The 23,096-nt window shown below is 70.4% G+C and carries 24 protein-coding genes; 14 read left to right on the top strand and 10 right to left on the bottom strand.

From position 1 onward, the window contains the following. The first annotated feature begins 17 nt into the window (after nt 1-17). From AQI70_RS17340 to AQI70_RS17315, 6 genes are all read left to right on the top strand, one after another. Nucleotides 18-1,457, top strand: coding sequence for a sensor histidine kinase (locus AQI70_RS17340; protein ID WP_079051379.1), 1,440 nt, complete (start codon nt 18-20; stop codon nt 1,455-1,457). After that, on the top strand, nt 1,454-2,200 hold the full coding sequence (locus tag AQI70_RS17335) for a response regulator (protein ID WP_062150483.1): 747 nt from the start codon (nt 1,454-1,456) through the stop codon (nt 2,198-2,200). Before AQI70_RS17340 ends, AQI70_RS17335 begins: the two co-directional genes overlap by 4 nt. A 147-nt stretch (nt 2,201-2,347) precedes the next feature. Beyond that, the gene (locus AQI70_RS17330) at nt 2,348-2,542 is read left to right on the top strand and encodes a hypothetical protein (RefSeq protein WP_062150479.1); all 195 of its coding nucleotides are present in this window, start codon (nt 2,348-2,350) and stop codon (nt 2,540-2,542) included. After that, nucleotides 2,539-3,207, top strand: coding sequence for a pilus assembly protein TadG-related protein (locus AQI70_RS17325; protein ID WP_062151895.1), 669 nt, complete (start codon nt 2,539-2,541; stop codon nt 3,205-3,207). The genes AQI70_RS17330 and AQI70_RS17325 overlap by 4 nt, the downstream gene beginning before the upstream one ends. A gap of 16 nt (nt 3,208-3,223) precedes the next feature. Further along, nucleotides 3,224-3,802 (top strand): hypothetical protein, encoded by a 579-nt coding sequence (locus AQI70_RS17320; RefSeq protein ID WP_062150476.1) that lies wholly within the window; start codon nt 3,224-3,226, stop codon nt 3,800-3,802. A gap of 8 nt (nt 3,803-3,810) precedes the next feature. Next, nucleotides 3,811-4,440: an OmpA family protein gene (locus tag AQI70_RS17315; RefSeq protein WP_062150472.1), complete on the top strand. Its 630-nt coding sequence runs from the start codon at nt 3,811-3,813 to the stop codon at nt 4,438-4,440. A gap of 17 nt (nt 4,441-4,457) precedes the next feature. On the opposite strand, the gene AQI70_RS17310 is transcribed toward AQI70_RS17315, so the two are convergent. Then, a complete protein-coding gene (locus AQI70_RS17310; RefSeq protein WP_062150469.1) occupies nt 4,458-4,823 on the bottom strand; it encodes a DUF192 domain-containing protein in 366 nt (121 codons plus the stop codon). A 79-nt stretch (nt 4,824-4,902) separates the two neighbouring features. Between AQI70_RS17310 and AQI70_RS17305 the strand changes: the two genes are divergently transcribed. Beyond that, nucleotides 4,903-5,781, top strand: coding sequence for an LLM class flavin-dependent oxidoreductase (locus AQI70_RS17305; protein WP_062150466.1), 879 nt, complete (start codon nt 4,903-4,905; stop codon nt 5,779-5,781). 82 nt (nt 5,782-5,863) lie between these two features. Here AQI70_RS17305 and AQI70_RS17300 read toward each other — a convergent pair whose 3' ends face one another. Then, nucleotides 5,864-6,352, bottom strand: a complete 489-nt coding sequence (locus AQI70_RS17300) for a DinB family protein (protein WP_062150462.1) — start codon at nt 6,350-6,352, stop codon at nt 5,864-5,866. A gap of 111 nt (nt 6,353-6,463) precedes the next feature. On the opposite strand from AQI70_RS17300, the gene AQI70_RS17295 reads away from it, so the two are divergent. Beyond that, nucleotides 6,464-7,258: a methyltransferase domain-containing protein gene (locus tag AQI70_RS17295; protein WP_062150459.1), complete on the top strand. Its 795-nt coding sequence runs from the start codon at nt 6,464-6,466 to the stop codon at nt 7,256-7,258. 36 nt (nt 7,259-7,294) lie between these two features. On the opposite strand, the gene AQI70_RS17290 is transcribed toward AQI70_RS17295, so the two are convergent. Then, on the bottom strand, nt 7,295-8,506 hold the full coding sequence (locus AQI70_RS17290; protein ID WP_062150456.1) for a winged helix DNA-binding domain-containing protein: 1,212 nt from the start codon (nt 8,504-8,506) through the stop codon (nt 7,295-7,297). Between the two features lie 975 nt (nt 8,507-9,481). Here AQI70_RS17290 and AQI70_RS17285 point away from each other — a divergent pair. The 5 genes from AQI70_RS17285 (at nt 9,482) to AQI70_RS17265 (ending at nt 15,076) form a co-directional block, all read left to right on the top strand. Then, nucleotides 9,482-9,820: a hypothetical protein gene (locus AQI70_RS17285; RefSeq protein WP_159042678.1), complete on the top strand. Its 339-nt coding sequence runs from the start codon at nt 9,482-9,484 to the stop codon at nt 9,818-9,820. A gap of 186 nt (nt 9,821-10,006) precedes the next feature. Then, nucleotides 10,007-10,780 (top strand): isoprenyl transferase, encoded by a 774-nt coding sequence (locus AQI70_RS17280; RefSeq protein ID WP_062150451.1) that lies wholly within the window; start codon nt 10,007-10,009, stop codon nt 10,778-10,780. 342 nt (nt 10,781-11,122) lie between these two features. Further along, on the top strand, nt 11,123-12,448 hold the full coding sequence (locus AQI70_RS17275) for an RNA 5'-3' helicase PhoH2 (RefSeq protein ID WP_062150449.1): 1,326 nt from the start codon (nt 11,123-11,125) through the stop codon (nt 12,446-12,448). A 417-nt stretch (nt 12,449-12,865) separates the two neighbouring features. Continuing rightward, nucleotides 12,866-13,552 (top strand): aggregation-promoting factor C-terminal-like domain-containing protein, encoded by a 687-nt coding sequence (locus AQI70_RS17270; RefSeq protein ID WP_079051341.1) that lies wholly within the window; start codon nt 12,866-12,868, stop codon nt 13,550-13,552. 138 nt (nt 13,553-13,690) lie between these two features. Next, entirely contained in the window at nt 13,691-15,076 is a 1,386-nt protein-coding gene (locus tag AQI70_RS17265) for an AI-2E family transporter (protein WP_062150443.1), read from the top strand. 54 nt (nt 15,077-15,130) lie between these two features. Here AQI70_RS17265 and AQI70_RS17260 read toward each other — a convergent pair whose 3' ends face one another. After that, on the bottom strand, nt 15,131-15,664 hold the full coding sequence (locus AQI70_RS17260) for an alkyl hydroperoxide reductase (RefSeq protein WP_062150440.1): 534 nt from the start codon (nt 15,662-15,664) through the stop codon (nt 15,131-15,133). A 5-nt stretch (nt 15,665-15,669) separates the two neighbouring features. Further along, nucleotides 15,670-16,224: a peroxiredoxin gene (locus tag AQI70_RS17255; RefSeq protein ID WP_062150437.1), complete on the bottom strand. Its 555-nt coding sequence runs from the start codon at nt 16,222-16,224 to the stop codon at nt 15,670-15,672. 152 nt (nt 16,225-16,376) lie between these two features. On the opposite strand from AQI70_RS17255, the gene AQI70_RS17250 reads away from it, so the two are divergent. Beyond that, nucleotides 16,377-17,324 carry a LysR substrate-binding domain-containing protein gene (locus AQI70_RS17250; RefSeq protein WP_062150434.1) on the top strand — a complete coding sequence of 316 codons (948 nt, stop codon included), beginning with the start codon at nt 16,377-16,379 and terminating at the stop codon, nt 17,322-17,324. Between the two features lie 727 nt (nt 17,325-18,051). Here AQI70_RS17250 and AQI70_RS17245 read toward each other — a convergent pair. The 5 genes from AQI70_RS17245 to AQI70_RS17225 all read right to left on the bottom strand — a co-directional run bounded on the left by AQI70_RS17245 (nt 18,052) and on the right by AQI70_RS17225 (nt 22,878). Beyond that, the gene (locus AQI70_RS17245; protein WP_062150431.1) at nt 18,052-20,385 is read right to left on the bottom strand and encodes an ABC transporter permease; all 2,334 of its coding nucleotides are present in this window, start codon (nt 20,383-20,385) and stop codon (nt 18,052-18,054) included. Continuing rightward, nucleotides 20,382-21,071: an ABC transporter ATP-binding protein gene (locus AQI70_RS17240; protein ID WP_062150428.1), complete on the bottom strand. Its 690-nt coding sequence runs from the start codon at nt 21,069-21,071 to the stop codon at nt 20,382-20,384. Before AQI70_RS17240 ends, AQI70_RS17245 begins: the two co-directional genes overlap by 4 nt. After that, a complete protein-coding gene (locus AQI70_RS17235) occupies nt 21,068-21,592 on the bottom strand; it encodes a PadR family transcriptional regulator (RefSeq protein WP_062150424.1) in 525 nt (174 codons plus the stop codon). Before AQI70_RS17235 ends, AQI70_RS17240 begins: the two co-directional genes overlap by 4 nt. A gap of 105 nt (nt 21,593-21,697) precedes the next feature. Next, entirely contained in the window at nt 21,698-21,946 is a 249-nt protein-coding gene (locus AQI70_RS17230) for a type II toxin-antitoxin system antitoxin (protein ID WP_003998274.1), read from the bottom strand. After that, complete coding sequence (locus tag AQI70_RS17225; protein WP_062150421.1) at nt 21,943-22,878, bottom strand: SPFH domain-containing protein; 936 nt, start codon at nt 22,876-22,878, stop codon at nt 21,943-21,945. Before AQI70_RS17225 ends, AQI70_RS17230 begins: the two co-directional genes overlap by 4 nt. Nucleotides 22,879-23,096: the final 218 nt, after the last annotated feature.

Below are 23,096 nucleotides of genomic sequence, written 5' to 3'. Positions count from 1 at the left end.
GGGGCCGTATGGCAGGCATGCCGGTGCGGATGGGTACGGCGACGGGGATGACGGCTGCCGGTGTCAGTACCGGTGTCAGTACCGCTGTCGGTGCCGGTGCCGGTGCCGGTGCCGGTTCCGGTGCCGGGCTCCTGCGACGCCGCTGGCCGTCCCGGCAGTCGGGGGCGTCCGAGCGGTCCGGGACGCCTGAGCGGTCGGGGACGCCCGAGCGGGGCGCGACGATCCCCCTGCAGATAAACGCCCTTCAGGCGCTGTGCCGCCAGGTCTTCGGCTTCCGTCTGGCCATGATCGCCCTGTCGGCACCCGCGGCCCTGCTCAACGCGGCGCCGGGCCTGGGCACCCGGCTGGTGGGGGCGTCGGTGGTGGTGACGTTCATGGGCTCCTACGCCCTGTTCCGCGACTGGGAACGCTTCGGCCCGCTCCTCCTGCGCCACCCCACCCTCCTGGCGGCGGACACCGTCTTCACCTCCCTCCTCCTCGTCTCCGCGGGCCCCGACACCACCCTCGCCTACGTCAGCGTCTGCACCCCGCTACTCGCCGGCATCGTCTACGGCTACCGGGGCGCGGCGGTGTTCGCCAGCGCCCAGTCCCTGATGCTGCTGCTGTCCTACGCGATCGACCGGGAGGCACAGACGGGGAGCGGACTGGCGGAGAAACTCCTCCTGCCGGGCCTGTGCGTCATCACCGGCGCACTCGGCTCCTCCCTGCGCAACCTCATGCTCCGCTTCGGCACGGCCACCCAGGCACTGACGGCGGTCCAGGCCCGCCTGGCGGTCACGGAAGCGGTCAGCGCGGAACGGGCCCGGCTGGCCCGCGAGATGCACGACTCGGTGGCGAAGACGCTGCACGGCGTGGCACTGGCGGCGGAGGGCCTGGCGGTGTCGGCGGCGTCGGCGGCCATGGACCCGTCCCGTGTCCGCCGGCAGGCGGAGCTGGTGTCCCGCGCGGCCCGCCGGGCCGCCGCCGAGTCCCGGGAACTCCTGGCGGACCTGCGCCGCGAGTCCGACCCGGACCACGCCACCGACCTCACCTCGGAGCTGTCCGCCCGCACCGAGGACTTCACGGCCCGCACCGGCCTGCGGGCCACGTACGACTCCACGGGCGAGGATCCCCTGCCCCCCGTCCCGCCGGCCGTGGCCCGTCACCTCGTCACCATCACCGAGGAGGCCATGGAGAACGCCCACCGGCACGCGAGAGCGACCCGGGTCGAGGTACGGGCGGGCGTCGAGGCCGACGTGCTCCGCCTGACGGTCCGGGACGACGGCGAGGGCCTGCCGCCGGGCACGACCCTCGAACACCTCCGCCGAACAGGCCACTTCGGCCTCCTGGGCATGACGGAACGAGCCGCCTCGATAGGCGCCCGCCTCCACATCGGCAGGGGCAGGCAGGCGCGCGGCACAGAAATCCGCCTGGAACTCCCGTTGGCAGCCCTGACGACGACGAAGGCGACCAAGTGAACAAGTCGCAGCCACCGTCGCCCACCGCGCCCCTCCGGATCGTGGTGGCCGACGACAACCCGGTGGTCCGAGCGGGCCTGACGGCCCTCCTCTCCACCCACGCGGACATAAGGGTCGTAGCCGAGGCGACGAACGGCCACGAGGCCCAGGAGGCGGCCCGCCACCACCGCCCCGACGTGATCCTCCTGGACGTCCGGATGCCGGGCATGGACGGCATCGAGGCACTCCCGCACCTCGTGCGTACGGCTCCGGTCATGATGCTGACGTACAGCGGCGAGTCGGAGACGGTCCGGGAGGCCCTGCGCCGAGGGGCCGCCGGCTACCTGATCCACGGGGAGTTCACGGCGGACGAACTGGTCGAGGCCGTACGGGACATCAAGCGGGGCAGGTCCCGCCTCACGCCTACCGCCGCGGCAGCCCTCGCGCAAGCAAACGCCGAATCCCCAACTGTCGCAGGGAATTTGGCGGAACGGCTTTCGCAAGTGCAACCGGGTGTGGGACAGTCGTCGTCATACAGGTCGCGGTTCCAGCTGAGCAGGAGGGAGGCGGAGATCATGGACCTCATCGCATCGGGCATGAACAACCAGCAGATCGCCGCCACCTGCTTCATCAGCGAGAAGACGGTCAAGAACCACATCAACCGGATCTTCGCCAAACTCCACAGCACCAGCCGCGCGGAAGCCGCCGCCAAATGGCTGGGCACGGCCCCGGGTTACCCCCAGGACCGAGGTGACCGGCGATGACACGGCGATGGTTTTCGGCCGGGGCCCGGAATTGGGCCCAGGGACCCTCTGGTGTTCCGGGCATTCCCGCATACGTTTCTCACAGGACTTCTCACCAGTCTTGCGAGCCCGGAGCTCTACGAGAGCTCGACACCAGAGGGGAACCCCATGAGCAACTGGATCAACACCACCGTCGCCTACCTCCGCTCCCGCACCGCTCGCAAGGACGAGGGGCAGACGGCGGTGGAGTATCTGGGGATCATCGCGGTGGTGGTGGCGATCGTGCTGGCCATTACGGGGACGAGCATCGGTCAGACGATCTACGACGCGATCGTGAGCAAGATCGACGAGGTCATCGGCTGACGCGGCCCGGCAGGCACAGCGACGCAGGGCAGGCTTTCCCCATCTACATCACGGTGGTGGCGGGCCTGCTCTTTCTCGCGTTCGCCTACCTTGCGGTCGGTCAGGCCGCAACGAACCGGAACGGTGCCCAGACGGCAGCGGACGCGGCGGCGCTCGCGGCGGCGCTGGACACCCGCGACCAGCTCGCGGACATGTGGCTGGACGACGTACTCGACCCGGCGAAGTGGCAGGACATCTTCGAGGGCGATGTGGCGGGGCTCGACATGTCGTGCTGGCGCGCGGATCAGCTCGCCGCGCGGAACAACGCCCATGTGGAGGTCTGCGACCCCGGGCTGTTGAGCTACGACGTCGAAGTCGAGACGGACAAACCCATCGGAGACTCCATCGTCCCCGAAACGGCGGGCTGGAAATCGAAGGCGTCCGCCACCGCCGTGATCGAGTCCCGCTGCACGTTCGCATTCCCCGGTGAGGACGGCGAGGACGGGGAGGGCGACGCGGGGAACGGCGACGGGGACGGCGATGGGAACGACGTCCTGCCCCTGCCGCAGCTGACCTGCGGGGAGGACGAGAGCTGGGACCCGGACCCGGACGACCCGAGTACGCTCCCGGGCCCCGAGGACCTCTTCGACGTCCATCTGGCCGACCCACAAGCGAACGACGACTGACGAAGGAAGCAGAAGCATGAGCATGCGGTTCACCACGAAGGCCCGCAGGGGGATGGTCGCAGTGGGCGTTGCGGCTGGACTGGCCCTCGGCGTGGCCGGCTGCGGTGGCGGAGGCGACGACGACAAGCAGCCGCAGGCCTCGGCTTCCGCTTCCAGGACCGGTGGGTCGAACCCGAGTGCTCAGGAGGGGACGGACCAGCCGCTGGCCGAACTCAAGGGCGAGAACGGTCTGCTCCTGAAGATCACCTCTGCTCAGCGTGACTCAGGCGGATTCGTCACCGTGAGCGGCGAGCTGAAGAACGACGGCGACGACGCGGTCCGGGTCCCGGTGCGCACAGCGGGCGACGAGACCGAGATCACCAGGCACGGCCCGTCGCTGGGTGGCGCCACCCTCGTGGACTCGGCGAGCAAGAAGCGCTACTACGTACTGCGCGACACCGACGGCCGCCCCCTGACAACGACGGGCATGCCGAGGATCGAGGCAGGCGCGTCCATCCCCGTGTTCATGCAGTTCCCGTCACCGCCCACCGACACCGCCGAAGTCACCTTCCAGCTGCCCACCTTCGCCAGCGCCGCGATCACGATCTCCGGGTGAGGCCGACGATGACCCGCGCCCCCCGCCTCACTCTGACCCTCACCACGGCCACGGTCCTGGTCGCCACGACCATCCTCGGCGCCACCACGGCCGACGCGGCCGACGACCCCAGCGTCCCGCCCGGCACCGAGGCGACCGCCACCGCCCCCGTCGAGGTGGACGCCAACGACCCCGACCTCAAGATCCCCGAGGGCGCGACTCTCGCCGAGCCCAAGGTCCTGGACATCAAGCAGGTGGTGGAGGACCAGACCGGCGAAGAACGCCGCGAGGACACCAACGCGGACGTGAAGTTCGCACTCCAGGCGGAGGTCCTCTTCCCCAAGGACAGCGCCAAGCTGACCGGCGAGGCGAAGGCCCGTATCTCAGAGATCGCGCAGGAGATCAAAACCCAGAACGCCACAAGGATCCGCGTCTTCGGCTTCACGGACAACCTCGGCTCCGCGGCCCACGGCGACGTCCTTTCCCGGCAACGCGCGAACGCCGTACAGGGGATCCTGGAGTCCGAACTGAACGACTCCACGGTCACGTACGAGGTGCGCGGCTACGGCGAGCAGTACCCCATCTCCTCGAACGAGACGGAAGCCGGCCGTAAGAAGAACCGAAGGGTGGAGGTGTCGTTCCCGCGCTCGGAGAGCTGAGGGTGAGGACCGGCCGGTCAATCGGCCCGCACCGTCACCCGCCCCCCGACCCGCACCCCCCACCCCGCCATGGCCCAGCCCCCCGCCTCCAGCACATGCCGCGCGCGGAGCCGAGGCAGTCCCAGGCGTCCCGGCTTCATGGTGCGTACGGCGATGACGTTCAGCCGTCGGTCCAGGTAGGCGACATCGATGGGGAACCGCATGCCGAAGGTGTGGACGCTGTTGGCCGGGGACAGCAGGAGCGCCCCGTCGACGGTGTCCCGTCCGAGCAGTCCTTTCGTGCGGGCCCGATACGACGAGGCTATCTCCAGGGGAACCGAGACGTCACCGCGCTCCCCGTGAACGACCAACGTCCTGTGCCCATCACGCCATCGTCGCCGCATTCCCCGGTGCCTCCTTGGTCTCGTGCACAGCCACATGACTCTGTTGTCCGCCGAGTGCAGGCCGGGTAGGAAGGACCTCATGACCGGACTCGGCGCAGTATTTCGTCCCCAACTCGCCCCCGAACGACTCCGATCCGTCGCCCGGCTCGCCGACGAGGCAGGTCTCGAAGAGCTGTGGCTCTGGGAGGACTGTTTCCGGGAGGGAGGGATCTCCACCGCCGCGGCCGCCCTCGCCTGGACCGAGCGGATCAAGGTCGGCATCGGGCTGCTGCCCGTCCCGTTGCGGAACGTCGCCGTCACCGCCATGGAGGCGGCCACCCTGCACCGTATGTTCCCGGGCCGTCCGGTCCTCGCCGTCGGGCATGGGGTGCAGGACTGGATGGGGCAGGTGGGGGCTCGGGCCGAGTCGCCGGTGACGTTGCTGCGGGAGCACCTCCTCGCCCTGCGCGCCCTGCTCAGCGGGCAGCGAGTCACCACCGAGGGCCGGTACGTCAAGCTCGACGACGTCGCACTCGACTGGCCGCCCGCCGAGCCGGTGCCCGTTATCGCCGGGGTCACCGGGCCCCGCTCGCTGCGGCTCGCCGGAGAGGCCGCCGACGGGACGCTGCTCACCGCCTCGGCCTCGCCCGAGGTGGTACGGCGGGCACGGCAACTCATCGACGAGGGGCGCGAGTCGGCCGGACGTGCCGATGGCGAGCGGCATCAGGTCGTCGTGTATCTGCTGGCCGCCACCGGTCCCGACGCGGCTGCCCGGGTCAGGGCCGAGCTCGTCGCGGAGGGCCTCGAATCCGTGCCGGACCTCGGTGTCGCCGGGGACGCGGGTGCCGTGGCCAAGGCCGTCCAGCGGCTCGCGGACGCCGGGGCCGACACCGTGGTGCTGCAGCCGACGGGGGACGAGCCGGACGCGGAGGGATTCGTGCGGTTCGTGGCAGAGGAAGTACGGCCGCTGGTTCCGTGACCGGAGCCCCGCCCCCTGGCCGCCGTTGCTGTGTTCCGTAATCTCGCGCCCGCCCCGACGCCCCGCCGCCTCGCTCGCCCGCTCACTCCCGCCGGTGATCCCCCGCCATACCGTCGATCAGCTCCCGCACGATGTCCATGTGCCCCGCATGCCGGGCCGTCTCCTCGATCATGTGGACGAGGACCCAGCGCAGGGTGACGGAATGGTCCCGCCACGACGGCCGGCCGACGGCGTCGAGGGGCAGTTCGGTGATCATGCGGTCGGCGGCGGCGCGGGCACGGCCGTAGAACGCGACGATCTGCGCCGTCGTCTCGCCCTCGCCCGCCCGCATGTCCTCGCCCTTGTACGGGTCGAACCACAAAGACTCCACCGCACCGCCGAAGGTCTCCACGAACCAGCCGTACTCCACCGACGCCAGGTGCTTCACCAGACCGAGCAGGCTCGTGCCCGACGGGGTCATCGGGCGGCGCAGCTGCTCGTCGTCCAGCCCCTCCAGCTTCCACAGCACCGCGTCCCGCACCCGGTTCAGGCTCGCGTGCAGCGTCTCCTTCTCCCCGCCCGCGTACGGCATGCCCGATGTGTCATCGCCGGATTTCGCCGGGGCAGTGCCCGGTTCCCGAGGCTTCGTCATGCCGCGAGAAATTAGCAGCGCCCACTGACAACGCCCTGAGACGATCACCGTATGAAGGAAGCGCAGCACACCCGTACCTTCGAGGACCTCGTCGCCGAGGGCGCCGCCGTCCCCACCGAGGGCTGGGACTTCTCCTGGTTCGAGGGGCGCGCCACCGAGGCCCGGCCGTCCTGGGGATACGCCACGTCCCTCGCCGAGCGGCTCTCGCGAGCCACCGCGGCCCTCGACATCCAGACCGGGGGAGGAGAGGTGCTCGACTTCGCCCTGCGCCGTGCCGCCCCCGACATCCCCGCCCTCGTCGCCGTCACCGAGGGCTGGCCGCCCAATGTCGCCAAGGCCACGGCACTCCTCCGCCCGCACGGCGTCCCGGTCGTCGCCTGCCCCGAGGACGCCCCGCTGCCCTTCGCCGACGCGGCTTTCGACCTCGTCGTCAGCCGCCACCCGGTCACCCCGCACTGGGCCGAGATCGCCCGCGTCCTCCAGCCCGGCGGCACCTACTTCGCCCAGCATGTCGGCCCGCGCAGCGTCTTCGAGCTCGTCGAGTACTTCCTCGGCCCACTGCCCGAGGAGCAGAGCGCCAACCGCCACCCCGACCGTGAGCGCGCCGATGCCGAGGCCGCCGGGCTCGACATCGTCGACCTGCGGGCGGAGCGGCTGCGCATGGAGTTCCACGACATCGCCGCCGTCGTCCACTTTCTGCGGAAGGTGGTGTGGATGGTGCCCGGCTTCACCGTCGAGGAGTACCGGCCCCGACTCCGCGCCCTGCACGAGCGGATCGTCTCCGACGGCCCCTTCGTCGCGCACAGCACCCGGCACCTCGTCGAGGCCCGCAAGCCCACCGCCTGACCCGCCGTCGGCGCGCCCCGCACACCTGCGGCCTCCTCACGCGTGCGGGCCGACCGTCACCTTCCCGACCACCAGCTCCGCCTTCGCCTCCAGCACTTCGCCCACCCGCTCCACCTGCTCGCCCAACTCCCGCTCCTGCCCTGCCGACAGGCGCCGTCCGACCGGCTCCACCGTGACGGTCGTACGACGGCCCCGGCGCCGCTGGTGCCAGACCCCGGCCACTACGCCGTCCACCAGCAGCACGGGATAGTTCCCCGCCTGGCCGCCCGCGAGCGCCCGCCGGTACGCCTCCCCGGGGAACAGCGACTCCCGCGGCTGCGCGGCGATGGCGTACGCGTCGAAGTACGGCAGCAACCGCACACCACGCACCGGCCCGTCCGGGAACCCGGTGTCCCGCGCCGCCACCCAGGCCGCCGCCCCCTCGAAGGCGACCTCCTCGACCTCCCCGGCCTCCGCCAGCTCCGTGAACAGGGCGGCCGCCCAACCCGTCGGCGCTGCCAGCCACTTGGCGAAGTGCTGCGGCGTCGCCGGGCCGTACGCGCGCAGATACCGTCGGACCAGCTCCCGCAGCGCCTCCTTCCCCGGCGCCGGATCGAACCGCGGCGGTCGTGTGTACGTCACCTTCCGCCCCCGGTTCGGGCCGAAGCACAGCGCGCCCGACCAGCCGGCCCGGTGCATCACCTGCCGCCAGCGCGGCCACAGGTCCTGGAAGGCGGGCATCACCAGGTCACCGGCCCAGGAACCGGTGCGGGCGACCACCGCCTCGCCCAGTTCCTCGACGGTCAGACACACCCCCTCCAGGGCATCCCCGATCGCCGCCACGATCTGCTCCGCCTGTTCCTCCGTCACCCGCACGTCCGGCGGGAACGGGCTCGGGCCCACGGGAACCGCGGTCAGCGCCGCGCACCACAGCGGCAGGCCGGCGGCGGGCAGCAGATGCACGGTTCCGCGCGGGCCGAACGTCTTCACCAGCGAGCGGTCGTCCCAGAGGGCGGCCCGGACGTCCGCCTGCGTCACCCCGACGGCCCGCACGCCCACCGACACCTCGGCCGCGGACAGCACCTGCGCATGCGCGCCCAGCATCGCCCCGACCACCTCGGCGACCGGCGTCCCCCGCCCGGCGGGACGCGCCAGGAACTGCCGCTCCAACCGCCGCGCACTGGCCTCGGCCCACGTAACCGCACGGTCAGCCCGATCAGCCCGATCAGCCCGGCCCACCTGGTTCGTCCTGCTCGCCTTGGAGGTCATAGGGCGACGTTAGGCCGAATATAGGTCAGTTCTTGTCCGCTGCTGCGGCCGACTACGTCTGAGTGCCCGCCCGCTTGGTGCAAACCATGCATCCCTGCCCGAAGACACGCGGCCCCCTGCGCATCCAAGGGGGCGCAAGCTTTTCCACATTGTTATGACGGCTGACTCGCTTTCCCTTCGCTGCTCGCGTAGGTTCAGACCAAGGCAATTCGCGTAAGCAAAGCTGCGCGGCGGCACCGCGCAGTGGAGGGGGCTGCGCGGTGCCGTGCGCTCTTGCGCGGCCCTGTTGGACGCGCGTCGCCTGGAATCCGCTTCTGGCCTGCGTGGCCGCAGGTGCCGTCAAGCGGACGTTCGCGCTCGGGGTCACCCGGGGGAGGGAAGTGCGGACAAGTCGCCGAGCAGGCCTCAAGGTGCGCCAAATCCTCTGGATCCGGCTGTATCCCACCCGTTTCCCCTGGGAATCCGCCTCGATCCAGCCGTGAACCGGCCATGAAAGCGCCCTCTCGGGGCCACCGGCCCGTCGCCGAGCGATTCCGGAGAGTAATTGATGCATGCCGATGCGCGCAGCATCCCTTACGAAGGGTTATGGTGGAAGCCCCCCCTCGGGCCGGTCCGTCTCCCCCCCACGGACCGGCCCGTTTTCTTTGCCCCCGGCCGGCCCGTTCTCCCGCCCCGAACCGTCGGCCGGTCTTCGCCCGCGACCCGCGCACTAGAGTCCGGTCCATGTCGAACGATCATCCGACTCCGCCGGGCCCGTACGGCTCATCCGGCTCGCAGGGCGCCCACGGTTCACAGGGTCCGTACGGCGCAGAGGGTCCCTACGGTGCAGAGAGTCCGTACGGGGCCCAGGCCCCGTACGGTCCTCCCCACAGCCCGCAAGCCCACTACAGCCAGCCGGGCCCGTACGGCCAGCCAAGCCCGTACGGCCACCCCTACCCCTACGCCCCGATGCCGCCCCTCACCATGCCGGGCTCCGTGCGCGCCGCACAGATCGTGATCTGGGTGATGGCGGCCTCCGGTCTGCTGTTCACCTTCGTCGTGGCCGCCGCCTCCGGCGCCGAGGCGTCCGGGCGGTTCTTCTCCTCGTTCCTGCTGACCGTTCCGCTCACCATCCTGGCCTTCCAGTACCCGAGGGCGGGCAACGGCGTCCGCGTCGCCTCCATCGTCCTGGCCGGCGTGCAGATCGTGTTCGGCCTGGGCTCGCTGGCCAACCGCAACCCCGGCGGCCTCATCGCCCTCGCCGGTGCCATCACCGTCGTGGTGCTGCTGGCGCAGAGCGCCGCGAGCCAGTGGTTCCGCCGCCCCCGGCCCTGAGAGCCTGTGTCACCCGTTGGCCGTCACCGGGGGCGACAGGGGTAGGCTTCGCCTCCGGGGACCGCCATACGGACAGGGATCGCCCTCGACCGCGCCGCGACCACCGCCGCGCACCGACCCATCGCGACCACCGCGACCACGCCGGGGCCGCGCCTGTCCGATCCGTACGGAGGGGCTGACAATCACGTGAACCTGCGCGACAAGCTGCGTGGCCTGCTGGTCAGGCTGTACGCACGCCGGGTGGAGGGCCACCTGGACCACGCTCAGGTGCCCAAGCACATCGGCGTGATCATGGACGGCAACCGGCGCTGGGCGAAGGCGGCGGGCTCCTCCACCGTGCATGGTCACCGGGCCGGTGCCGACAAGATCGAGGAGTTCCTCGGCTGGTGCACCGAGACGGACGTCGAGGTCGTCACCCTCTGGCTGCTGTCGACGGACAACTTCGACCGGCCGCAGGAGGAACTCGGCCCGCTCCTCGGGATCATCGAGGACGTCGTCCGCTCCCTCGCCGCCGACGGCCGCTGGCGGGTGCACCACGTCGGCACGCTCGACCTGCTGCCGGCGGGGATGCAGCGGACCCTCAAGGAGGCCGAGGAGTCCACCGCCCACGTCGACGGGATACTCGTCAACGTCGCCATCGGCTACGGCGGCCGCCAGGAGATCGCCGACGCCGTGCGGTCGATGCTGCTCGACGCCCAGGAGAAGGGCACCTCCATGGAGGAGCTCGCCGAGGCCGTCGACATCGACATGATCGGCCGGCACCTCTACACCGGCGACCAGCCCGACCCCGACCTCGTGATCCGCACCAGCGGCGAGCAGCGGCTGTCCGGATTCATGCTCTGGCAGACGGCCCACTCGGAGTACTACTTCTGCGAGGTCTTCTGGCCCGCCTTCCGCAAGGTGGACTTCCTGCGCGCCCTGCGCGACTACGCGGCCCGGCACCGGCGTTACGGCGGCTGAGCCCTTTTCGGCCAGTCATCGCCGTACTCGAAGAGCCGGAAGGCACTCACTCCGGGACGGAAGTAACAAGGAGTTCACCAGCGCGCCGACATATGCGCTGGCATGGCACCGCATGTTCGAGGGCATAAGCCAAGCAGGTCGACGCCCGAACCACGGGTGTCGTATCTCAGCGGGCGGCGCCGGAGCCGTCCGCCCGGGAGGCCCTTTGCACCAGCCCGACCGTGCGGTCACGGCACGGACGAAGCAGTGGAGGGCCGGTTTTCGGCCCGTGCAGGGCGGCCGACGACCGGTCCAGCTCCACTCCGTCGCTCCCCGACCTCATCCGAGGGGGTACGTCCTTCCGTGGTGACCAGCGCAAAGCGCCACAAGCCAGACCGGCGCACCTACGTTCTCGACACCAGCGTCCTGCTGGCCGACCCGAACGCCCTGAGCCGCTTCGACGAGCACGAGGTGGTGCTCCCCATCGTCGTGGTGACGGAACTGGAGGCCAAGCGGCACCATCCCGAACTCGGTTACTTCGCCCGGCAGGCACTGCGCCTGCTCGACGACTACCGGGTGCGGTACGGCCGTCTCGACGCCCCCATCCCGACCGGGGACCTCGGGGGGACCGTGCGTGTCGAGCTCAACCACTCGGACCCCAGCGTGCTGCCCAGCGGCTACCGCCTGGGGGACAACGACTCACGTATCCTCGCGGTCGCCCGCAATCTGCAGGCCGAGGGGTTCGACGTCACCGTCGTGTCGAAGGACCTGCCGCTCAGGATCAAGGCCTCGTCCGTCGGTCTCCTCGCCGAGGAGTACCGCGCCGAGCTCGCCATCACGGAGAACTCCGGCTGGACCGGAATGTCCGAACTGACCCTGCCCGGCGAGCAGGTGGACATCCTCTTCGAGGAAGGGCATGTCCACGTCCCCGAAGCCGTCGGGATGCCCGTGCACACCGGGCTGACGATCCACTCCGAGCGTGGCAAGGCGCTGGGCCGGATCACGCCCGAGGGCAACGTCCGTCTGGTGCGCGGCGACCGGGAGGCCTTCGGTATCAAGGGCCGCAGCGCCGAGCAGCGCATCGCGCTCGACCTGCTGCTCGACCCGGACGTCGGGATCGTGTCCATGGGCGGCCGGGCCGGCACCGGCAAGTCTGCGCTGGCGCTGTGCGCGGGGCTGGAGGCGGTGCTGGAGCGCCGTCAGCACCAGAAGGTGATGGTCTTCCGGCCGCTGTACGCGGTGGGCGGGCAGGAGCTCGGGTATCTGCCCGGCACCGAGGCCGAGAAGATGAGCCCCTGGGCGCAGGCGGTCTTCGACACGCTCTCCGCGGTCACCAGCCGCGAGGTCATCGAAGAGGTCACCGCGCGGGGAATGCTGGAGGTGCTCCCTCTCACGCACATCCGCGGGCGCTCGCTGCACGACGCATTTGTGATCGTGGACGAGGCGCAGTCGCTGGAAAGGAATGTGCTTCTGACTGTTCTGTCCCGAATTGGTGCTAACTCGCGGGTGGTTCTGACCCATGATGTGGCCCAGCGGGACAATCTCAGGGTCGGGCGCTACGACGGTGTCGTCGCCGTAGTGGAGAAGCTCAAGGGGCATCCGCTCTTCGCGCACGTGACGCTGAATCGGTCCGAGAGGTCCCAGATCGCGGCCCTTGTGACCGAAATGCTCGAAGAAGGTCAGATCTAAGAAGTAAGGCCCAATCGGGCCTGGTTACGCAGCAGTTGGCGCCGTCCGAAAAGGTGAAGAGCCTAGTCGGGCGGCGCCTCGGTGTGTGCCGCTTTCCGTAAATCCCTGGGACAAACAAGGTGTGAGCTTTCACACGCAACGCGGAATTGCCTTGCGGCGTCCGGTTACGGCAGAGTCTCACTCCTGTCAGGCCCCGCATACGACACACCTGTACCCCCAGCGGTACGGAACCGCAGCAACACCACGGCTAACTCCATAGCGTCGTCGTATGCCGCCCGAGTACCACGCGGCGCTCCCCGTTCGGGAGTTGCCCACCGGGTCCGTGCCTCCCGTGACCCCGCAGTTGGGAGGCCAGCGCCAGGGGCACGATTGCGTCCGCCAGGGTCACCGAAGCGGGCGATGCTGGAAGGAAACCGTGTGAGTCCGATTTCGGTCAGGGGATTCGCAGTGGCCTCGGCCACCGCGGTCACCGCTGTCGGAAGCGTCGTCGGCGTTGCCTCGGGCAGCACCGCGCAGAACAACGACGCCGAGGCGACGGCAGCCGATTCGACGCTCCTCGCGGACATACCCGCGGGCCAGCAGGCCCAGGTGCAGACCGAGTCCCTGACGGCCCAGGCCAATGTCCAGGCCATCGCCGCGGACGCGAGCGCCAAGAAGGATGCTGAGGAGGCGGCCCGCAAGGCTGCCGCCCAGACCGCGATCGAGAAGAAGGTAGCCGCCGAGAAGGCGGCGCAGGCGGCCAAGGAGCGCGAAGAGGCAGAGGCGAAGGCCTCCCGGTCCTCCTCCGCGGACTTCCCCGTCCAGGGCTCGTACACCATCGAGCAGATCCAGGCGATGGCGCGCCAGATGGTCCCGGCCGACCAGTTCCAGTGCTTCAGCAACATCGTGGACCACGAGTCCGACTGGAACTACCGGGCCGTCAACCCCTCGTCGGGCGCCTACGGCCTCTTCCAGGCGCTGCCCGGTTCCAAGATGTCGTCCGTCGGCTCCGACTGGCAGACGAACCCGGCCACCCAGATCAAGTGGGGCCTCAACTACATGAACGAGCGGTACGACAGCCCGTGTGGCGCCTGGTCGTTCTGGCAGGCCAACCACTGGTACTGAGCCACCGCTCAACCCTGCAGGGCCCCTCACCGTCCTTCGGTGAGGGGCTTTCGCTCGTGTCCGTGCAACGCCATGTACGGTCGGACGAGGCGACTCCAGAGGGGAGTGGTGAGGCGAGACGGGGGAAGAGGACGGAACATGTCGCGAGTGCCAGGGTGGCTCGGCCGGCTCGGTGCCGGACTGACCGAGATGAGCGAGCGGTTGGACGAGCGCCGCGCCGCGGTGGAACGCGAGAGCGCCGAACTCGAGTTGGAGCGGCGGTCCGCCGCCGACGCCGCGCCTGACTCCGCTGCCGACGACATCCCTCCGCCGCCCGCCGGGCACGTCCCACGGCCCCCCGACTACGCGCCCGCGGTGCCGCCGCCCCGCCGCACCGACCCCGCGCACGTCGTGCCGTGGGGCGTCCGGGTCGCGGCGGAGGCCGGCTGGCGGCTGCTGGTGCTGGCCGGCACCGTCTGGGTGCTGATGCGGGTCATCAGCGCCGTACAGCTGGTGGTGCTGGCGTTCGTCATCGCCCTGCTCCTCACCGCGCTGATGCAGCCCTCGGTGGCCTGGCTGACGCGGCGCGGTGTGCCGCGCGGGCCCGCCACCGCCCTGACCGCGATCCTCGGGTTCGTCGTCATCGGGCTGATGGGCTGGTTCGTGACCTGGCAGGTCATGGAGAACATCGACAACCTCTCCGACCAGGTCCAGGACGGCATCGACGAGCTGCGCAACTGGCTGCTCAACAGCCCCTTCCACGTCACCGACAAGCAGATCAACGAGATCGCCGAGAACCTCCGGGAGGCGATCGGCGCCAACACCGACGAGATCACCTCGGCCGGTCTGGAAGGCGTCACGGTCGTCGTCGAGGCCCTCACCGGCATCCTGCTGGCGGCCTTCTCGACCCTCTTCCTCCTCTACGACGGCAAGCGCGTCTGGGAGTGGACGCTGAAGCTCGTGCCGGCCGCGGCCCGGCCGGGCGTCGCCGGCGCCGGTCCGCGGGCGTGGGCGACGCTCACGGCGTATGTGCGCGGCACGGTCCTCGTCGCCCTGATCGACGCCGTCTTCATCGGCATCGGCATCTACTTCCTCGATGTGCCGATGGCCGTCCCGCTGGCCGTGTTCATCTTCCTGTTCTCCTTCATCCCGCTCGTCGGCGCGGTGGCGTCCGGTGCGCTGGCGGTGGTCGTGGCGCTGGTGACACAGGGCGTCTTCACCGCCGTCATGACCCTCGCGGTCGTCCTCGCCGTGCAGCAGATCGAGGGGCACGTCCTCCAGCCGTTCATCCTGGGACGCGCGGTCCGCGTCCACCCGCTGGCCGTGGTGCTGTCGGTCGCGGCCGGGGGCATGGTGGCGGGGATCGGCGGCGCGGTGGTGGCCGTACCGCTGGTGGCGGTGTCGAACACGATCGTGGGGTATCTGCGGGCGTACTCGCAGGAGACGGCGCTGCGCTACGCGCCCGAGCCGAGGGGAGCGACAGCGGTGGATGCGGCTGCCGTGGACCCACCGACGTCCGACGACAGGCCGGTGGCGGAGCGATGACAAGGGCCCGTTCACCCTCAGGGTGAACGGGCCCCGGCGTTTCCCGGCGCAGGACTACTCCGCCAGAACCGCCTCCGCCTCCAGCGTCGTACCGACCGCCTGGATCACAGACGCGATCTTGAACGCCTCCTGGACCGTCTCGCGGTCCACGCCCGCCTTGCGCAGCACCTGCTCGTGCGAGTCGAGGCACATGCCGCAGCCGTTGATGGCCGACACCGCGAAGGACCACAGCTCGAAGTCGACCTTGTCGACCCCGGGGTTGCCGATGACGTTCATCCGCAGACCCGCGCGCAGGTTGCCGTACTCGTGGTCGGACAGCAGATGCCGGGTGCGGTAGAAGACGTTGTTCATCGCCATCACCGCGGCGGCGGACTTGGCCGCGTTGTACGCCTCCGGCGTGAGGTTCGCCTTCGCCTCCGGCTCCAGCTCGCGCAGCACGATCGGGGAACGCGCGGCGATCGCGGTGGCGAGCACCGTGCCCCACAGCTGCTGCGCCGGGAGGTCGGAGTTGCCGATGACCGAGCCCAGGTTGAGCTTCAGGTCCTTGGCGTAGTCCGGTATGCGGGACTTCAGGGAGTCGAGGGACATGTCAGTCACTCTCCGGCGAGGAGCTTGACCGGGTCCAGGGTCTCGTCGCCCTTGCTCCAGTTGCACGGGCACAGCTCGTCCGTCTGGAGGGCGTCCAGAACCCGCAGAACCTCCTTGGGGTTACGGCCGACGGAGCCGGCGGTCACCATGGAGAACTGGATCTCGTTGTTCTGGTCGACGATGAACACCGCGCGCTTGGCGAAGCCGTCCTCGCCCTCGATGCCGAGGTCGCGCATCAGCTCGTGCTTGGAGTCGGCCATCATCGGGAACGGCAGGTCGCGCAGGTCGTCGTGGTCCTTGCGCCAGGCGTGGTGGACGAACTCGGAGTCGCCGGAGAAGCCGAGGACCTGGGCGTCGCGGTCGGCGAACTCGTCGTTCAGCTTGCCGAAGGCGGCGATCTCGGTGGGGCACACGAAGGTGAAGTCCTTGGGCCAGGCGAAGATCACCTTCCACTTGCCCTCGTAGGTCTTGTGGTTGATCTTCTCGAACTCCTTGCCCTTCTCCAGCGAGACGCAGGCGGTCAGTTCGAACTCGGGGAACTTGTCACCGACAGTGAGCACACGCTCTCCTTGCAGCGAAGAGACACCCGTTCGGTACAGGCGTCTCCCTTGGGTTGGACCTTACCGATCCTGGCACAGGGTGCATTGATACGGGAAATAGCTACACTCGGTCAGGTTGATCGGAGGTACCTATTGATGATCGTGGGCAAGAGATGACCTCGGGCAAGAAGCGCCAGCCCAGCCTCGCCCAGCTGCGGGCCTTCGCCGCCGTCGCCGAGCACCTCCACTTCCGGGACGCGGCCGCCGCGATCGGCATGAGCCAGCCCGCGCTGTCGGGTGCCGTGTCCGCCCTGGAGGAGGCCCTCGGGGTGACGCTCCTGGAGCGTACGACCCGCAAGGTGCTGCTCTCGCCGGCCGGCGAGCGGCTGGCCGTACGGGCGAAGGCGGTACTGGTGGCGGTCGGGGCGCTGATGGAGGAGGCGGAGGCGGTCCGGGCCCCGTTCACCGGTGCCCTCCGGCTCGGTGTCATCCCCACCGTCGCCCCCTACCTCCTGCCCACCGTCCTGCGCCTCGTCCACGACCGCTATCCGCACCTCGACCTCCAGGTGCACGAGGAGCAGACCGCCAGCCTCGTCGAGGGGCTCACCCACGGCCGCCTGGACCTGCTCCTGCTCGCCGTCCCCCTCGGCGTGCCCGGTGTCGTCGAACTGCCCCTCTTCGACGAGGACTTCGTGCTGGTCACCCCGCTGGACCACTGGCTGGGCGGCCGGGAGGGCATCCCGCGCGAGGCCCTGAAGGAGCTGAACCTGCTGCTCCTGGACGAGGGGCACTGCCTGCGCGACCAGGCGCTCGACATCTGCCGGGAGGCGGGCCGCGCGGACGCGCCGGTGACCACGACGGCCGCCGGACTGTCCACCCTCGTCCAGCTCGTCGCGGGCGGCCTGGGCTGCACCCTGCTGCCGCGCACCGCCCTCAGGCTGGAGACGACCCGCAGCAGCCAGCTCCTCACCGGCTACTTCGCCGACCCGGCCCCCACCCGCCGCATCGCCCTCGGCATGCGGACCGGGGCGGCGCGCGGCGGGGAGTACGAGGAGCTGGCGGGTGCCTTGCGTGAGGCGTTGCGGGCTTTGCCTGTGCGGGTGTTGGGGGGCGGTGTCTGAGGGCGGCGAGCCGGGTGTGGGCCGGCTGTCGGTCTGTGGTGGCCCCTGCCGTGGCGGGCCCTCGGTGGGTCACTGTCGGTTACTTCGTGGACCCGGCTTCCGCTGGCGCGTGGCCCTCGCCAGGGGGGCGGGGGTGGTCGTGTGGCGGGGAGTGGGAGGGGTTGGCGGGTGCCTTGCGTGAGGCGTTGCGGGCTTTGCCTGTGCGGGTGTTGGGGGGCGGTGTCTGAGGGCGGCGAGCCGGGTGTGGGCCGGCTGTCGGTCTGTGGCGGCCCCTGCCGTGGCGGGCCCTCGGTGGGTCACTGTCGGTTACTTCGTGGACCCGGCTTCCACCGGCGCGTGGCCCTCGCCAGGGGGGCGGGGGAGTGGGCGGGGTTGGCGGGTGCCTTGCGTGAGGCGTTGCGGGCTTTGTCTGTGCGGGTGTTGGGGGCGGTGCCTGAGTGCCGGTCCGCGGTGGTTCACCTGGTGCGCAGGTCGTCCGGCTGGTCTGTCGGGGCGGGTCGCGGGGATGCGCCGGTGGCCGTCACGGCTGCGGGGGCTGTCGACGTTGGTGCGGCTTGTCGCGGGTGGCCTTGGCTGCACTTGCTGCCGCTTATCGCCCTCAAGCCGGCTTCTCACCGGGGGAGTAGCAGGGGCTGGCCGCTGCCCTGCATGCGGCCGTGCGGCCGTGCGGGCCTTGCGCGGCCGGGGATTGGGGGGGGCCGACGCCTGAGTGTCGGCCCCCGGGTGTTCACTCCGTGCGCAGGCCGTCCGGGCGCATCAGGCGCAGCAGGGGCGGCAGGCTGAGCAGCGTCACCGCGAGGACGACCGCGGCGCCGACACCGGTCATCGACAGCACGCTCGCCCAGTCCACCTGGACCGGCGTGTCCGTCATGCGCAGCAGGACCGCGCCCAGCGCCATGCCCCCCACCGACGCCAGCAGCAGTCCCAGGCCGATCGGGATCGCCGTCTGCCAGAGCACCGACAGGCTCAGCGTGCTGCGCCGGGTGCCGAAGGCGACCAGGGACGACAGCAGCTTCTTGCGCTCGCGCAGCTGCTCCAGCTGCGACACCAGCAGACTCGCGCCGATCAGCACCAGCACACAGGTGGCGCCGATGAACAGGCCGGTGCGGATGGCGGTGAACTGGTCGGACCGCTCGGTGGAGGTCCACACCATCGGGTCGGCGAAGGGATCGATCCGCGCCGCCGTGTTCCGCACGTACTCGCGCACGTCCGGTACGGACTCGTCGAGCCGCAGATAGACCTCTCCGGCCACCGCCTGCGCCGCCCGCTCGGACAGGGCGCTCGGGGTCAGCAGCAAACCGCCGCGCTTGAAGCCGGTCGGGTCCTTGACCGAGGGGGCCTCCTTCAGGTTCTGCGGCACGGTCCAGGCGACCGGCGTCGTCTTCTCGTACTCGGAGGACGGGTCGAAGTACACCGTCCGGCCGGGCTTGGCGAGCTGGGCCCCGTCCTCGTCGTACTCGCCGCCCGTGGCCACGAAGGCGTCGCCCTCGCGGCACGACGGCAGCGACGCCACCTCGCGCAGCGACGCGCAGTCTCCGACCGTCACCTGCGTGAAGTGGTCGGCCTCATGGGCCCGGTCGCCGACGTATCCCTCGGAGTAGCCGAAGACCCTGTCCACGCCCTTGGTCCCGGCGAGCTTCTCCTTGACCGAGTCGAGTGGCACTCCCTGCGGCACATGCACCTGCATCTGGACGCGGGACACGTCCTGGCCCGTGCTCTCGGTGTAGTCGCCCGCGACGCCGGAGAACAGCATCTGCAGGGCGATCGCCCCGGCCACCGCGACCGCGATGCCGTTGACCATGCGGGCCGCCGTGCCGCTGCTCAGCTGCAGCCTGCGCACGGCCAGTTGCCAGGCCACCCCGCCCGAGCCGAGCCGGGCGACGACCGCTTCGACGATCCAGGGCAGCAGCGCGGTCACACCGACCAGCAGCAGCATGACGCCCCCGATGACGAGGTACTGGTTGAACTCGCCTCCGTCCCGGCCCTGCCCGACCATGGTGTAGAGCATCGCCAGTCCGGCCAGCGGCATCAGCAGCCGCCACCACAGCCGGCGCCGCGAGGGCTTGGCCGTACGCACCACACCGAGCGGCTCGATCACCACACCGCGCAGCGCGAACTGGGTGACCAGCACGGCGGCGGCCGGGACCGCGACGGCGACCAGCAGCGCCAGCAGGGGCGAGGGGTTCAGATAGCTGGGGAACACGCTGTACCCGAAGGCCTCGACCGAACCGGCGATCTGACGGCCGACCAGGAAGAAGACGGTGCCGAAGACCAGCCCCAGCGCCGCGCCCGCCATCGCTTCGCCCGCGGCCACCCGCCGGGTCATCCGACCGTCGGAGCCGACCAGCCGGAGCGCCGCCAGCCGCCGGTCCCGCCGCTCGCCGCCGAACCGTACGGCCGCGGCGATGAACACGGCGACCGGGGTCAGCAGCACCACGAAGACGACGAGGATGAGCAGCAGCAGGATCGGGTCCATCCGCTCGGACGACGTCGGGTTCGGATCCCCGAACCGGTCGATACGGGTCACCGGGCCGTCGTCGACCTTCGGCGCGAGACCCTCGCCGCCCCGGTAGAAGGCGAGCTCGGTCGAGCCGATCAGCCCCTCCTCGCCGATGGTCCCGACGATCCGGTCCGGCAGCCGCTCCCGCAGCAGCTTCCCGTCGTCCGACTCCAGCAGCCGCTTCAGCGCGGGGGAGACGACCATCTCGCCCACCGCGGGCAACTCCCGCACCCCTGGGGGCAGCGGTGCCCGCGGCCCCTCGGGTTCCAGTGCCCGCCCGCGGACGTCCTGGTCGCGGAAGGACGTACCGGCGTCCGCGACCACCAGGGTGTCGTCGCCCTTCTTCAGCGTGGTGTCGCCGTAGGTGATGTCGGTGCGCGCCGCCTCCCGGTCGTGGCGCACCGCCAGCGCGTTCGGGATCGCGGTCGTCAGCAGCAGCAGCGCCACCCCGAGGCCGACCCCGACGGCCGTCAGCAGGGCCCGAACCCAGCCCTCGCGTCCGCCGGCGAAGGCGAACCGGACCCCCATGGCCAGATCCTTGGCCCACTGACCCAGGTTCATACGACGCGCTCCATGTCCCGGGACTTGCCGTCCCGTACGACGATCTCGCGGTCGGAGTAGGCGGCGACCCGCGCCTCGTGCGTGACGAGGACGACGGCGGCGTTGGTCGACCGGGCGGCATCCGTCAGCAGTTCCATCACGCGCTCGCCGTTGAGGGAGTCGAGCGCGCCGGTCGGCTCGTCGGCGAAGAGCACACGCGGGTTGGTGACCAGCGCGCGGGCGACGGCGACACGCTGCCCCTGACCGCCGGAGACCTCACCGGGCCGCTTCTTCCTGAGGTCGTCGACCTCCAGCCGCTCCATCCAGGACAGGGCGGCCTTCTCGGCCTCCTTGCGGGAGACGCCGTTCAGCCGCAGCGGCAGGGCGACGTTCTCGACGCACGTCAGCTCGGGCACCAGCTGCCCGAACTGGAAGACGAATCCGAACTCGGAGCGTCTGAGCGCACTGCGCTGGGCGTCGTTCATGGTGGCGAGCTCGCGCCCGTTGTAGGTGATGGAGCCCGAGTCGGGCGGCACGATCCCGGCGAGACAGTGCAGCAACGTCGACTTGCCGGAGCCCGAGGGCCCCATCACGGCGACGACCTCGCCGGGGTGGATGGAGAACTCGGCGCCGTCCAGCGCGACGGTCGGGCCGTAGGCCTTGCGCAGCTCTTCGGCCGCGAGCAGGGAACCGGGAGGCGCGGTCACTTGGCCACCACCTCCGCCAGCTTGTCGAGGCGCGCGGCGGTGAGCTCCAGCCAGCGCAGATCGGCCTCCAGGTGGAACAGGGCGTGGTCGCAGATCAGCTGGTCGGCCAGGTCGCCCTTGCGCTTGCGGTCGGTGAGGATCCGCATCATGCGCAGATGCTCGGCGCGCTGGGTGTCGAGGATGTCGGCGGCGTCGCGCCGGGTGAGCAGCGCGAGGACGACCTTCGTGTAGAGGGTCGACTGCAGATACGGCTCGGGCTTCTCGGGCGTCGCGAGCCAGCGCTGCACGTCGGTGATCCCGGCGTCGGTGATCGCGTACCGCTTCCGCTCGGGGCCGCCGCCCGGCTCGATCCCGTCGACCTCGACGAGCCCGTTCTTCAGCAGGCGGGACATCGTCGAGTAGACCTGGCCGTAGTGCAGCGGCCGGTCGTGACCGAACTTCTCGTCGAAGGCCCGCTTCAGGTCGTAACCGTGGCGGGGGCCCGACTCCAGGAGCCCTAGAAGGGTGTGACCGATGGACATGCCGAGGACTCTACACGGGGTGTATACGCCCCGTGTATACACCGAGTGCGCACGCCCTGGCGGTGGGTGTGTCGGCCCTGGTGGGGGCCGATTGTCACGGTTCTGCTACTGGGACCCGGAGGGGTTCGCGGGAGGTCGGCCGCGGCGTGGAATCGGCTTGGCCTCGCCCGGCAGCCGCCCCGCCTCCGCGAGCGCGCGCCGCAGCAGGAACTCGATCTGTGCGTTGGCCGACCGCAGGTCGTCGCTCGCCCACCGGGCCAGCGCCTCGTACACGGACGGGTCGAGCCGCAGCAGCACCTGCTTGCGCTGCTGCGGCCGGCGCTGCGGGGCCGCACCCCCGGCGGGATCCGTCACTGGTAGAGCGTCCCGGTGTTGAGGACGGGCTGCGGGGACCTGTCACCGCACAGCACCACCATCAGGTTCGACACCATCGCCGCCTTCCGCTCCTCGTCCAGCTCCACGATGCCCTGCTCGGAGATCCGCGCGAGCGCCGCCTCCACCATGCCCACCGCTCCGTCGACGATCTGCCGCCGCGCCGCGACGACCGCCCCGGCCTGCTGCCGTTGCAGCATCGCGGAGGCGATCTCGGGAGCGTACGCGAGATGCGTGAAGCGCGACTCGATGATCTGCACCCCGGCCGCCTCCACGCGCGCGTGCAGTTCGGCGGCGAGCTTCTCGGTGATCTCCTCGGCGTTGCCGCGCAGCGAGAGGCCGGCCTCGTCATGGGCGTCGTACGGGTACTCGATGGCGATGTGCCGCACGGCCGCCTCGGTCTGGGTGGACACGAACTCCAGGAAGTCGTCCACCTCGAACGTGGCCTGTGCGGTGTCCTCGACCTTCCACACCACCACCGCGGCGAGCTCGATCGGGTTGCCGTAGGCGTCGTTGACCTTCAGGACCGCCGTCTCGTGGTTGCGGACCCGGGTCGAGATCTTCGTACGGGACGTGAAGGGGTTCACCCAGCGCAGCCCGTCCTGCCGGATCGTCCCCCGGTACCGCCCGAAGAGCTGGACGACCCGCGCCTCGCCCGGCGCGACCATGTTCAGCCCGGACATGGCCAGGAGGGCGGCTGTGCCGACCAGGATGCCGGTGATGATCAGCGCCGCCTTGCCGCCGGCCCCGGAGACGGCCGTGGCGCTCGCGATCAGCCCCGCGCCGAGCAGCAGTCCGACGAGTCCCAGCAGCAGGGCGAGGCCGCCGCCGATGCTGTGGGCCGTGAACTCGCGCACGCGTGGTGCGGGCAGGTCGGGCAGGTCGGCGGTGATGGTCGTGCGGTCGGCAGACATGGGCGATTCCCCCGTTTCATCCACTTCATCTACTTCGTCCACGAAGCCTTCATCCATGAAGCCTTAATCCACGAAGCCTTAATCCACGACGCCGCGGGCGGCTTCCCCTAGCTTCGTACTATCTAAGTGATATCACTTTACCCCGGGCGAGCAACCCTATGCAGCCCTCAGCCGTCGGTTCCGATGGGACAGGTGCTGATTGTCACGTCCGTAAAAGC

The sequence above is a fragment of the Streptomyces curacoi genome, assembly GCF_001513975.1.
GTDB lineage: Bacteria > Actinomycetota > Actinomycetes > Streptomycetales > Streptomycetaceae > Streptomyces > Streptomyces curacoi.
This window is presented reverse-complemented; position numbering and strand designations above follow the sequence as displayed.

What these genes read in the sequence shown, in the direction of transcription:
- AQI70_RS17340 (WP_079051379.1), top strand. Translation starts at nt 18, where the DNA reads ATGCCGGTGCGGATGGGTACGGCGACGGGGATGACGGCTGCCGGTGTC.
- AQI70_RS17330 (WP_062150479.1), top strand. Translation starts at nt 2,348, where the DNA reads ATGAGCAACTGGATCAACACCACCGTCGCCTACCTCCGCTCCCGCACC.
- AQI70_RS17320 (WP_062150476.1), top strand. Translation starts at nt 3,224, where the DNA reads ATGAGCATGCGGTTCACCACGAAGGCCCGCAGGGGGATGGTCGCAGTG.
- AQI70_RS17315 (WP_062150472.1), top strand. Translation starts at nt 3,811, where the DNA reads ATGACCCGCGCCCCCCGCCTCACTCTGACCCTCACCACGGCCACGGTC.
- AQI70_RS17310 (WP_062150469.1), bottom strand. Translation starts at nt 4,823, where the DNA reads ATGCGGCGACGATGGCGTGATGGGCACAGGACGTTGGTCGTTCACGGG.
- AQI70_RS17305 (WP_062150466.1), top strand. Translation starts at nt 4,903, where the DNA reads ATGACCGGACTCGGCGCAGTATTTCGTCCCCAACTCGCCCCCGAACGA.
- AQI70_RS17300 (WP_062150462.1), bottom strand. Translation starts at nt 6,352, where the DNA reads ATGCCGTACGCGGGCGGGGAGAAGGAGACGCTGCACGCGAGCCTGAAC.
- AQI70_RS17295 (WP_062150459.1), top strand. Translation starts at nt 6,464, where the DNA reads ATGAAGGAAGCGCAGCACACCCGTACCTTCGAGGACCTCGTCGCCGAG.
- AQI70_RS17290 (WP_062150456.1), bottom strand. Translation starts at nt 8,506, where the DNA reads ATGACCTCCAAGGCGAGCAGGACGAACCAGGTGGGCCGGGCTGATCGG.
- AQI70_RS17265 (WP_062150443.1), top strand. Translation starts at nt 13,691, where the DNA reads ATGTCGCGAGTGCCAGGGTGGCTCGGCCGGCTCGGTGCCGGACTGACC.
- AQI70_RS17260 (WP_062150440.1), bottom strand. Translation starts at nt 15,664, where the DNA reads ATGTCCCTCGACTCCCTGAAGTCCCGCATACCGGACTACGCCAAGGAC.
- AQI70_RS17250 (WP_062150434.1), top strand. Translation starts at nt 16,377, where the DNA reads ATGACCTCGGGCAAGAAGCGCCAGCCCAGCCTCGCCCAGCTGCGGGCC.
- AQI70_RS17245 (WP_062150431.1), bottom strand. Translation starts at nt 20,385, where the DNA reads ATGAACCTGGGTCAGTGGGCCAAGGATCTGGCCATGGGGGTCCGGTTC.
- AQI70_RS17235 (WP_062150424.1), bottom strand. Translation starts at nt 21,592, where the DNA reads ATGTCCATCGGTCACACCCTTCTAGGGCTCCTGGAGTCGGGCCCCCGC.
- AQI70_RS17225 (WP_062150421.1), bottom strand. Translation starts at nt 22,878, where the DNA reads ATGTCTGCCGACCGCACGACCATCACCGCCGACCTGCCCGACCTGCCC.